Below are 9,514 nucleotides of genomic sequence, written 5' to 3' on the forward strand. Positions count from 1 at the left end.
CAGGTACGGCGCAGGGCTTGAAAGCTGCGCAGAACCTGTGGGAGCGGGTTCACCCGCGAAGCAGGCAACACCACTCTGAAGCCCTACAAAGATAAGGCGAAACCGTGACCCTTCACCTCCAAGCCGCAGGCCTGGCCTGCGAGCGCGACTGGCGCCTGCTGTTCGAGCAGCTCGATTTCGAGCTGGGTGCTGGCGACATGCTGCAGATCAGCGGCCCCAACGGCAGTGGCAAGACCAGCCTGTTGCGCCTGTTGGCCGGGTTGATGCAGCCAACCGCCGGGCAGATCCTGCTGGGCGGCAAGCCATTGGCCGAGCAGCGCCATGCGTTGGCCAGCATCCTGCTGTGGATCGGCCACGCCGCCGGCATCAAGGACCTGCTCACCGCCGAGGAAAACCTCACCTGGCTGTGTGCCCTGCACCAGCCGGCCAGCCGCGAGGCGATCTGGGCGGCGTTGGAGGCCGTAGGCCTGCGCGGTTTCGAGGACGTGCCCTGCCACACCCTGTCGGCCGGCCAGCAACGCCGCGTGGCCCTGGCCCGGCTGCACCTGGCCTGCCCGCCGCTGTGGATTCTCGACGAGCCGTTCACCGCCCTCGACAAGCAAGGCGTGGCGCAGCTCGAAGCGCACCTGGCAGCCCACTGCGAGCAGGGCGGCACGGTGGTGCTGACCACCCACCACACGCTGGAACGCAAGCCCTCCGGTTACCGTGAACTGAACCTGGGGCAATGGGCCGCATGAGCGTATTCATCCTGTTGTTACGCCGCGAAGCGCGCCTGCTGTTCCGTCGCCCGGCCGAGCTGGCCAACCCGCTGGTGTTCTTCGCCATCGTCGTGGCGTTGTTCCCGCTGGCGGTCGGCCCGGAAAGCCAATTGTTGCAAACCTTGTCGCCAGGCCTGGTCTGGGTGGCGGCCCTGCTGGCGGTGCTGCTGTCGCTGGACGGCCTGTTCCGCAGCGATTTCGAGGACGGCTCGCTGGAACAATGGGTGCTGTCGCCGCACCCGTTGGCGCTGCTGGTGCTGGCCAAGGTGCTGGCACACTGGATCTTTTCCGGGCTGGCGCTGGTATTGTTGGCGCCGTTGCTGGCATTGATGCTGGGGCTGCCGAGCCATTGCCTGCCGGTGCTGCTTGGCTCGCTGCTGCTGGGCACTCCGGTATTGAGCTTGCTGGGCGCGGTGGGCGCGGCGCTGACAGTCGGTCTGAAACGCGGTGGTTTGTTACTGGCATTGCTGATTCTGCCGTTGTATATCCCTGTATTGATCCTGGGCAGTGGTGCGTTGCAAGCGGCGTTGCAAAATATGCCGGCAACCGGCCACTTGCTCTGGCTCGCCAGCCTCACGGCCCTGGCCGTGACCTTGGCACCCTTTGCGATAGCGGCTGGCCTGAAGATCAGCGTTGGCGAATAACGAGTCCCGGGCTCCCAAGCCCGGCAAATACCCTGGATGTACCCTGATGAAAATAAGCTGGACGTGGTTCCACAAGCTGGGCTCCCCGAAATGGTTCTATGCCATCAGCGGCCGCATGCTGCCGTGGCTGGCCGGCGCTGCCGTGCTCCTGCTGCTGGTCGGCATCACCTGGGGCCTGGCCTTCGCCCCCCAGGACTACCAGCAAGGTAACAGCTTCCGCATCATCTACATCCACGTGCCGGCGGCGATGCTGGCGCAGTCCTGCTATGTGCTGCTGGCGGTGGCCGGGGTGGTGGGGCTGGTGTGGAAGATGAAACTGGCCGATGTCGCCCTGCAATGCGCCGCACCGATCGGCGCCTGGATGACCGCTGTGGCGCTGGTCACCGGCGCCATCTGGGGCAAGCCGACCTGGGGCAGCTGGTGGGTGTGGGATGCCCGCCTTACGTCCATGCTCATCCTGCTGTTCCTGTACTTCGGCATTATTGCGCTGGGCCAGGCAATCAGTAATCGTGACAGTGCGGCCAAGGCCTGCGCGGTGCTGGCGATTGTTGGCGTGGTCAACATACCGATCATCAAGTACTCGGTGGAGTGGTGGAACACGCTGCACCAGGGCGCGACCTTCACCCTTACCGAAAAGCCGGCGATGCCCGCGCAAATGTGGCTGCCGCTGCTGTGCACGGCGCTGGGCTTCTACTGCTTCTTCGGCGCCGTGCTGCTGTTGCGCATGCGCCTTGAAGTGCTCAAGCGCGAGGCACGCGCCAGTTGGGTCAAGGACGAAGTGTTGAACAGCCTGGGGCGGAGGGCCGCACAATGAGCTTTGCCACCTTCGGTGACTTCCTCGCCATGGGCCACCATGGCCTGTACGTGTGGTCGGCCTATGGCATCTGCCTGGCGGTGTTGGCGCTGAATGTCGCCGCACCGCTGCTGGCCCGCCGTCGCTACCTGCAAGAAGAGGCGCGCCGTTTGCGCCGGGAGAACAACCAGTGAATCCGCAGCGCAAGAAACGCCTGTTGCTCATCGTCGGCCTGCTGGTCGGCGTCGGGGTTGCCGTCGGCTTTGCCTTGAGCGCATTGCAGCAGAACATCAACCTGTTCTACACACCCACCCAGATTGCCAACGGCGAGGCGCCACTGGACACCCGCATCCGCGCCGGCGGCATGGTCGAGAAGGGCTCGGTGCAGCGCTCGTCCGACTCGCTCGACGTGCGCTTCGTGGTCACCGACTTCAACAAGTCGGTGCCGATCACCTACCGTGGCATCCTGCCCGACCTGTTCCGCGAAGGGCAGGGCATCGTCGCCCTTGGCAAGGTCAACGCCGAAGGCGTGGTGGTGGCCGATGAAGTGCTGGCCAAGCACGATGAGAAGTACATGCCGCCCGAGGTCAGCAAGGCCCTGAAAGAAAGCGGCCAGGCTGCCACAGGCGGGGAGGCCAAGCCATGAACGCAGCACTGGTGATCCCCGAACTCGGCCAGTTGGCGATGATCCTGGCCATCTGCTTTGCCGCCGTGCAGGCCAGTGTGCCGCTGCTGGGAGCCTGGCGTGGCGACAGCCTGTGGATGAGCCTGGCGCGGCCGGCGGCGTGGGGGCAGTTCGCCTTCCTGGCGTTTGCCTTTGCCTGCCTGACCCATGCCTTCATGACCGACAACTTCTCGGTCGCCTATGTGGCCAGCAACTCCAACAGCGCCTTGCCGTGGTTCTACAAGTTCAGCGCGGTGTGGGGCGCCCACGAAGGTTCGTTGCTGCTGTGGGCGCTGATCCTTGGCGGCTGGACCTTCGCCGTGTCGGTGTTCTCGCGGCAGTTGCCGCAGGTGATGCTGGCCCGCGTGCTGGCAGTGATGGGCATGATCAGCGTGGGCTTCCTGAGCTTCCTGATCATCACCTCCAACCCGTTCCAGCGCCTGTTGCCGCAAGTGCCGACCGATGGCCGCGACCTCAACCCGCTGCTGCAGGACTTTGGCCTGATCGTGCACCCGCCCATGCTGTACATGGGCTACGTGGGCTTCTCGGTGGCCTTCGCCTTCGCCATCGCCGCCTTGCTCGGCGGCCGCCTGGATGCGGCCTGGGCGCGTTGGTCGCGGCCCTGGACCATCGTCGCCTGGGCCTTCCTCGGCGTGGGTATCACCCTGGGCTCGTGGTGGGCCTACTATGAATTGGGCTGGGGCGGCTGGTGGTTCTGGGACCCGGTGGAAAACGCCTCGTTCATGCCTTGGCTGGTGGGCACGGCGCTGATCCACTCGCTGGCGGTGACCGAGAAGCGCGGGGTATTCAAGAGCTGGACCGTGCTGCTGGCGATTGCCGCGTTCTCGCTGAGCCTGCTGGGTACCTTCCTGGTGCGTTCCGGCGTGCTGACTTCGGTGCACGCGTTTGCCGCCGACCCGTCGCGGGGCATATTCATCCTGATCTTCCTGCTGTTCGTGGTGGGTGGTTCGCTCACCCTGTTCGCCCTGCGTGCGCCGGTGGTCAAGAGCCAGGTCGGCTTCGCCTTGTGGTCGCGCGAGACGCTGCTGCTGGCCAACAACCTGGTGCTGGTGGTGGCGGCCTCGATGATTCTGCTTGGCACCCTGTACCCGCTGGTGCTCGATGCGCTGACCGGGGCCAAGCTGTCGGTCGGCCCGCCGTACTTCGATGCCTTGTTCCTGCCGCTGATGGCACTGCTGATGGTGGTGCTGAGTGTGGGCGTGCTGGTGCGCTGGAAGGACACCCCAGGCAAATGGCTGGTCAGCATGATGACCCCGGTGCTGATCGGCAGCGCCATCCTCGCCCCGCTTGCCGGCTTTATCGTCGACGACCTCGACTGGCCGACCCTGACTGCCTTCGCCCTGGCTGCCTGGGTGGTGCTCGGCGGGCTGCGCGACATTTTCGACAAAACCCGCCACAAAGGCCTGGTCAAGGGCCTGCCGGGCCTGGGCCGCAGCTACTGGGGCATGCAGCTGGCGCACCTGGGGCTGGCGGTGTGTGCGCTGGGCGTGGTGCTATCGAGCAACAACAGCGCCGAGCGTGACCTGCGCATGGCCCCGGGTGAAAGCGTGGAGCTGGGCGGGTACCACTTCCTGTTCCAGGGCGCCAAGCACTTCGAAGGGCCGAACTTCATCTCTGACAAGGGTACCGTGGTGGTTAGCCGCGATGGCCGTGAAGTGACCACCCTGCACCCGGAGAAACGCCTGTACACCGTGCAGCAGTCGATGATGACCGAAGCCGGCATCGACGCCGGCTTTACCCGCGACCTGTATGTCGCCCTTGGCGAGCCGCTGGAGAACGGCGCCTGGGCTGTGCGCGTGCATATCAAGCCTTATGTCCGCTGGATCTGGCTGGGCGGTCTGCTGACCGGCCTGGGCGGGTTGCTGGCGGCCCTCGACCGGCGCTACCGCGTCAAGGTCAAGACCCGGGTGCGTGATGCCCTGGGCGTGTCTGGAGCAGCTGCATGAAGCGTTGGATCATGGTAGTGCCACTGGCGGTGTTTCTGCTGGTGGCGGTGTTCCTCTACAAGGGGCTGTTCCTCAAGCCCGACGAGCTGCCTTCGGCAATGATTGGCAAACCGTTCCCGGTGTTTTCCCTGGCCTCGACCCAGGGCGACCGTACCCTGACCCAGGCCGATTTGCAGGGCCGCCCGGCGCTGGTCAACGTGTGGGCCACCTGGTGCCCTTCGTGCAAGGTCGAGCACCCGTACCTGAACCAGCTGGCCCAGCAGGGCGTGGTGATCCACGGGGTCAACTACAAGGACGACAACGCCGCCGCGCAGAAGTGGCTGGCCGAGTTCCACAACCCTTACCAGCTGGATATACGTGACGAGCAGGGCAGCCTGGGCCTGGACCTGGGGGTGTACGGCGCGCCGGAAACCTTCCTGATCGATGCCAAGGGCATCATCCGTTACAAACACGTGGGCATTGTCGATGCCACTGTCTGGCGTGAGCAGCTGGCACCGCTGTACCAGGGGCTGGTTGACGAGGCCAAGCCATGAAGCGTTGGCTGGCAGCTACCGTACTGGGGCTGAGTGTGATGAGTGTGGCCAAGGCGGCCATCGACACCTACCAGTTCCGTGACGATGCCGAGCGTGAGCGCTACCAGCAGCTGACCAAGGAACTGCGCTGCCCCAAGTGCCAGAACCAGGACATCGCCGACTCCAACGCGCCAATTGCCGCCGACCTGCGCCGGGAAATCTTCCGCATGCTCGGCGAAGGCAAGAGTAACCAGCAGATCGTCGACTTCATGGTCGACCGCTATGGTGACTTCGTACGCTACAAGCCGGCGCTCAGTGGGCGTACCTGGCTGCTGTGGTTCGGCCCGGGGATCCTGCTGGCCGGTGGTTTCGTGGCGCTGGCGGTAATCGTGCGGCGGCGCCGCGGTACGGCTGTACAGGGTAAAAACGAGCTTTCCGTCGAAGAACGCGAGCGTCTCGCCAAACTGCTGGAAAAAGAACAGACCCATGATTGAATTCTGGCTTAGCGCGGGCCTGCTGCTGCTCGCCGCCCTCAGCTTCTTGCTGATCCCGATCCTGCGTGGCCGTCGTCGCCAGCAGGAAGAAGACCGCACCGCCCTGAACGTGGCCCTGTACCAGGAGCGCGTTGCCGAGCTGGCTGCCCAGCAGGCCGCTGGCGTGCTCGATGAGGCGCAGATGGCCAAGGGCCGGGACGAAGCCGCCCGTGAGCTGCTGGCCGATACTGAAGGCGCCGAGGCGCCGCGCCAGGGCCACCTGGGCAAGGCCCTGCCGTTGCTGGCGGCGCTGCTGGTGCCGCTGCTGGCGCTGGGGCTGTACCTGCATTTTGGCGCGGCCGACAAGGTAGCCCTGACCCAGGAGTTTGCCGAGGCGCCGAAGTCGATGGAAGAAATGACTGCACGCCTGGAGCGCGTGGTACAGGCCCAGCCGGAATCGGCCGAGGCCATGTACTTCCTGGGGCGTGCCTACATGGCCGAGCAGCGCCCGGCAGATGCCGCGCGCACGTTCGAGCGTGCAGTTGCCTTGGCTGGCCGCCAGCCGGAGCTGCTGGGGCAGTGGGCCCAAGCCCTGTATTTTGCCGCTGACAAGCAGTGGAGCCCGCAGGTGCAGGCACTGACCGACGAAGCGCTGAAGGCCGACCCCAACGAAGTGACCAGCCTGGGCTTGCGCGGTATTGCTGCGTTCGAAGGCGAGCGTTACCAGGAGGCTATCGATTACTGGAAGCGCCTGTTGGCGCAGCTGCCGGAAGGCGACGCATCGCGTGCGGCGTTGCAGGGCGGTATCGACCGCGCTGCCGAGCGCCTGGGTGGTTCGCCAGGGCAGGCCGCAGAGCCTGCGCCGGTGGCAGCCCGCCTGAAGGTGCGGGTGGAACTGGCGGCGGCGTTGAAGGACAAGGTCGAGCCAGGTGATACGGTGTTCATCTTCGCCCGCGCCAGCAATGGCCCGCCCATGCCGCTGGCCGCCAAGCGGGTGACTGTGGCGCAGTTGCCAATCGAGGTGGAGTTGTCGGATGCTGACGCAATGATGCCGCAGATGAAACTGTCCGACTTTGCCGAAGTCCAACTGGTTGCGCGTGTCTCGCGCGCCGGCCAGCCTACCCATGGTGAGTGGATTGGCCAAGGCACGCCACTGCCCAGCGCCACCCAGGCCACCCAGCACCTGACCATCGACAGCCCCGACCCGTAAGAGAGCAATGCCATGCACAGCACCGTCCGCCTGACCCTGATCACCCTGGCCCTGGGTTTGTCTGCGTGTACGGTGCAGCAGCCGTACGAACAGCCTGAGCCGCCGATCGAGCGCGTGCCGCCGCAACAGGGGCCGGCGGTCAAGCCGTTGCCGGGGGGGCAGCCGGCTACCCAGCCGAGCAAGCCAGCTTCGATTCCCAAGCCGATGCCGCGTACCTCGGCCAGCTTTGCGCCACCGCCTGGCGGGGCTAGCCACTGGGACCCAAAACTGGGGGTGTATGTGCTGGAGAAGCAGCCCAACACTTTCTACCGCCAGCGTACCTATTACCGGTTTGACAATGGCTGGAGCTGGTCGCTGAGCCCGAATGGGCCTTGGCAGGAAACTGACAGCAGTGGTGTGCCTGGTGGGTTGGGGCGGGCATTTGCGCAGTAGAGAGCTATCAGTGTGTTCGTCGTGAGTTTTGTGTGGTTTACCAGATCCAGCGCCGCCCGCGCGGCGCTCGATCTGGCAGGTGCCGCATGTCCAGCGGCGAGCGCCCCTTAGCCCTCACACACAATCTCCCGGCGTATTGCACCAATACAGTACAGTTTTACTCACAATTACCGATTGACTGTATTGCACCGTAACTCCGCATAATGCCCCTTCAAGTTAAGGAGGTGGCATGCACAAGACAGTCCTGGTACTGGTGGAAACCGTCGATGATTACCTGCCCATGCTGGAGCAGGACGGTTACCGCCTGATCCGTGCCCCCTCGCCGCAACAGCGGGCAGACGCCATTCAGCGCCACGCCCATGAAATCGACGCCGTGCTCACCCGTGGCCCATTGGGCCTGACTGCAGCCGAAATCGACGCATTGCCCAACTTGCAGATCATCTGCGTGATCGGCGCTGGCTACGAGCAAGTCGACCTGGCCGCCGCTGCCACCCGCGGCATCACCGTCACCAACGGCGCCGGGGCCAATGCCGCTGCCGTCGCCGACCACACCCTGGCCTTGCTGCTGGCGCTGCTGCGCGACATTCCCCGTGCCGATGCCAGCACCCGACGCGGTGAATGGAACCGGGTTATCAGCCCTTCCGTCAGTGGCAAGCGCCTGGGCATTCTCGGCCTCGGTGCCGTAGGCCTGGCGATCGCCAAGCGCGCCCACCTGGGCTTTGACATGCCCGTCAGCTACCACAGCCGCACGCCGCGCCAGAACGTGCCCTACACCTGGTACGACAGCCCGCAGCAGCTGGCCGATGCCGTCGACATCCTGGTGGTGGCCACCCCCGGTGGCGCCAATACCCAGCATCTGGTCGATGCTCAAGTGCTCGAGGCCCTGGGGGCCGAGGGTTACCTGGTGAACATCGCCCGTGCCAGCGTGGTTGACACCCATGCACTGGTGACGGCACTGCAGCACGGCCAGCTGGCTGGCGCCGCGCTTGACGTATTTGACGACGAGCCGGCGGTGCCCGAAACCCTCAAGGCCCTTGGCAACACCGTGCTTACCCCCCACGTGGCCGGCCAGTCGCCGGAAGCCGCGCGTGACACGGTGGCCCTGGTGCTGCGCAACCTGCAAGCGTTCTTTGCCGGTGAGCCAGTATTGACTCCAGTACGCCAGTAACCCTTTTCATACATCTGCCTGGCAGCGCCCGGGCTACAAGGAGTGTGTGCATGCAACTCGAAATCTTCCAGGTCGATGCCTTTTCTGCTGAACCGTTCGGTGGCAACCCAGCGGCGGTGATCCCACTGCAAAGCTGGCTGCCGGACGATGTGCTGCAGCGCATCGCCGAAGAAAACAACCTGTCGGAAACCGCCTATTTCGTGCGCAACGGCGAAACCTTCGACCTGCGCTGGTTCACCCCGACCGTGGAAGTTGACCTGTGCGGCCACGCCACCTTGGCCTCGGCCTATGTGCTGTTCGAGCAACTGGGTGAGCAGGCGCAGGTACTGCGCTTCAACACCCGCAGTGGCGAACTGCGCGTCAGCCGCAGTGCCGACGGGCTGCTGGCCATGGACTTCCCGGCCAAGCAGCCGGTTGCCGTGGACATCCCGACCGGCCTGCTGCAGGCGCTGGGCCTGAGCCAGGCGCAAGCGCTGTACCGCAGCGACGACTTTGTGGTGGTGATCGATGATGCCCTGTTACTCGACACCCTGAAGCCAGACTTCGTTGCGCTGTCGGCCTTCGATGTGCGCGGTATTGCCGTGACTGCGGCAGGGCGTGGCTTTGATTTCGTCACCCGCTGGTTCGGCCCGCGGGTTGGCGTGAATGAGGACCCGGTGACGGGTTCGGCGCACACTTCGCTGGCGCCTATCTGGGCCGAGCGCCTGGGCAAGCAGGTGCTGGACTGTGAGCAGGGCGGGGCACGTAAAGGGCAGTTGCAGTGTGAAGTGCCGGGCAATGGCCGGGTGATCATCAGTGGGCGGGCGGCGTTGTACCTGCGCGGTACCGTGTACATCTGACAGGTCGGCATCACCCCTTGTGGGTGTGGGGGGGGGGGGGGGGGGGGGAGCGGG

12 protein-coding genes are annotated in these 9,514 nt (G+C 65.1%); all 12 read left to right on the top strand.

Annotation, left to right across the window (positions count from 1 at the left end):
- Nucleotides 1-104 precede the first annotated feature (104 nt).
- Complete coding sequence (gene ccmA / locus ABE456_RS27520) at nt 105-737, top strand: cytochrome c biogenesis heme-transporting ATPase CcmA (protein ID WP_012273478.1); 633 nt, start codon at nt 105-107, stop codon at nt 735-737.
- Nucleotides 734-1,402: a heme exporter protein CcmB gene (ccmB, locus tag ABE456_RS27525; protein WP_012273477.1), complete on the top strand. Its 669-nt coding sequence runs from the start codon at nt 734-736 to the stop codon at nt 1,400-1,402. The genes ccmA and ccmB overlap by 4 nt, the downstream gene beginning before the upstream one ends.
- 46 nt (nt 1,403-1,448) lie before the next feature.
- Entirely contained in the window at nt 1,449-2,216 is a 768-nt protein-coding gene (locus tag ABE456_RS27530; RefSeq protein WP_346646741.1) for a heme ABC transporter permease, read from the top strand.
- Nucleotides 2,213-2,389, top strand: coding sequence for a heme exporter protein CcmD (gene ccmD, locus ABE456_RS27535; RefSeq protein WP_012273475.1), 177 nt, complete (start codon nt 2,213-2,215; stop codon nt 2,387-2,389). The genes ABE456_RS27530 and ccmD overlap by 4 nt, the downstream gene beginning before the upstream one ends.
- Nucleotides 2,386-2,841: a cytochrome c maturation protein CcmE gene (gene ccmE, locus ABE456_RS27540; RefSeq protein WP_346646742.1), complete on the top strand. Its 456-nt coding sequence runs from the start codon at nt 2,386-2,388 to the stop codon at nt 2,839-2,841. Before ccmD ends, ccmE begins: the two co-directional genes overlap by 4 nt.
- Before the next feature lie 11 nt (nt 2,842-2,852).
- Complete coding sequence (locus ABE456_RS27545) at nt 2,853-4,826, top strand: heme lyase CcmF/NrfE family subunit (RefSeq protein ID WP_346646748.1); 1,974 nt, start codon at nt 2,853-2,855, stop codon at nt 4,824-4,826.
- Nucleotides 4,823-5,359 (top strand): DsbE family thiol:disulfide interchange protein, encoded by a 537-nt coding sequence (locus ABE456_RS27550; protein WP_012273472.1) that lies wholly within the window; start codon nt 4,823-4,825, stop codon nt 5,357-5,359. The genes ABE456_RS27545 and ABE456_RS27550 overlap by 4 nt, the downstream gene beginning before the upstream one ends.
- On the top strand, nt 5,356-5,832 hold the full coding sequence (locus ABE456_RS27555; RefSeq protein WP_346646743.1) for a cytochrome c-type biogenesis protein: 477 nt from the start codon (nt 5,356-5,358) through the stop codon (nt 5,830-5,832). Before ABE456_RS27550 ends, ABE456_RS27555 begins: the two co-directional genes overlap by 4 nt.
- On the top strand, nt 5,825-7,021 hold the full coding sequence (gene ccmI / locus ABE456_RS27560) for a c-type cytochrome biogenesis protein CcmI (protein WP_346646744.1): 1,197 nt from the start codon (nt 5,825-5,827) through the stop codon (nt 7,019-7,021). The genes ABE456_RS27555 and ccmI overlap by 8 nt, the downstream gene beginning before the upstream one ends.
- 12 nt (nt 7,022-7,033) lie before the next feature.
- Entirely contained in the window at nt 7,034-7,453 is a 420-nt protein-coding gene (locus tag ABE456_RS27565; protein ID WP_346646745.1) for a hypothetical protein, read from the top strand.
- Nucleotides 7,454-7,682: 229 nt separating this feature from the next.
- The gene (locus tag ABE456_RS27570) at nt 7,683-8,621 is read left to right on the top strand and encodes a 2-hydroxyacid dehydrogenase (RefSeq protein ID WP_346646746.1); all 939 of its coding nucleotides are present in this window, start codon (nt 7,683-7,685) and stop codon (nt 8,619-8,621) included.
- 50 nt (nt 8,622-8,671) lie between these two features.
- Nucleotides 8,672-9,460: a PhzF family phenazine biosynthesis protein gene (locus ABE456_RS27575; RefSeq protein ID WP_346646747.1), complete on the top strand. Its 789-nt coding sequence runs from the start codon at nt 8,672-8,674 to the stop codon at nt 9,458-9,460.
- Nucleotides 9,461-9,514 lie beyond the last annotated feature (54 nt).

The sequence above is a fragment of the Pseudomonas sp. TWI929 genome (genome assembly GCF_039673335.1).
Classification (GTDB): domain Bacteria; phylum Pseudomonadota; class Gammaproteobacteria; order Pseudomonadales; family Pseudomonadaceae; genus Aquipseudomonas.

What these genes read in the sequence shown, in the direction of transcription:
- ccmB (WP_012273477.1), top strand. Translation starts at nt 734, where the DNA reads ATGAGCGTATTCATCCTGTTGTTACGCCGCGAAGCGCGCCTGCTGTTC.
- ABE456_RS27530 (WP_346646741.1), top strand. Translation starts at nt 1,449, where the DNA reads ATGAAAATAAGCTGGACGTGGTTCCACAAGCTGGGCTCCCCGAAATGG.
- ccmD (WP_012273475.1), top strand. Translation starts at nt 2,213, where the DNA reads ATGAGCTTTGCCACCTTCGGTGACTTCCTCGCCATGGGCCACCATGGC.
- ABE456_RS27550 (WP_012273472.1), top strand. Translation starts at nt 4,823, where the DNA reads ATGAAGCGTTGGATCATGGTAGTGCCACTGGCGGTGTTTCTGCTGGTG.
- ABE456_RS27555 (WP_346646743.1), top strand. Translation starts at nt 5,356, where the DNA reads ATGAAGCGTTGGCTGGCAGCTACCGTACTGGGGCTGAGTGTGATGAGT.
- ccmI (WP_346646744.1), top strand. Translation starts at nt 5,825, where the DNA reads ATGATTGAATTCTGGCTTAGCGCGGGCCTGCTGCTGCTCGCCGCCCTC.
- ABE456_RS27565 (WP_346646745.1), top strand. Translation starts at nt 7,034, where the DNA reads ATGCACAGCACCGTCCGCCTGACCCTGATCACCCTGGCCCTGGGTTTG.
- ABE456_RS27570 (WP_346646746.1), top strand. Translation starts at nt 7,683, where the DNA reads ATGCACAAGACAGTCCTGGTACTGGTGGAAACCGTCGATGATTACCTG.
- ABE456_RS27575 (WP_346646747.1), top strand. Translation starts at nt 8,672, where the DNA reads ATGCAACTCGAAATCTTCCAGGTCGATGCCTTTTCTGCTGAACCGTTC.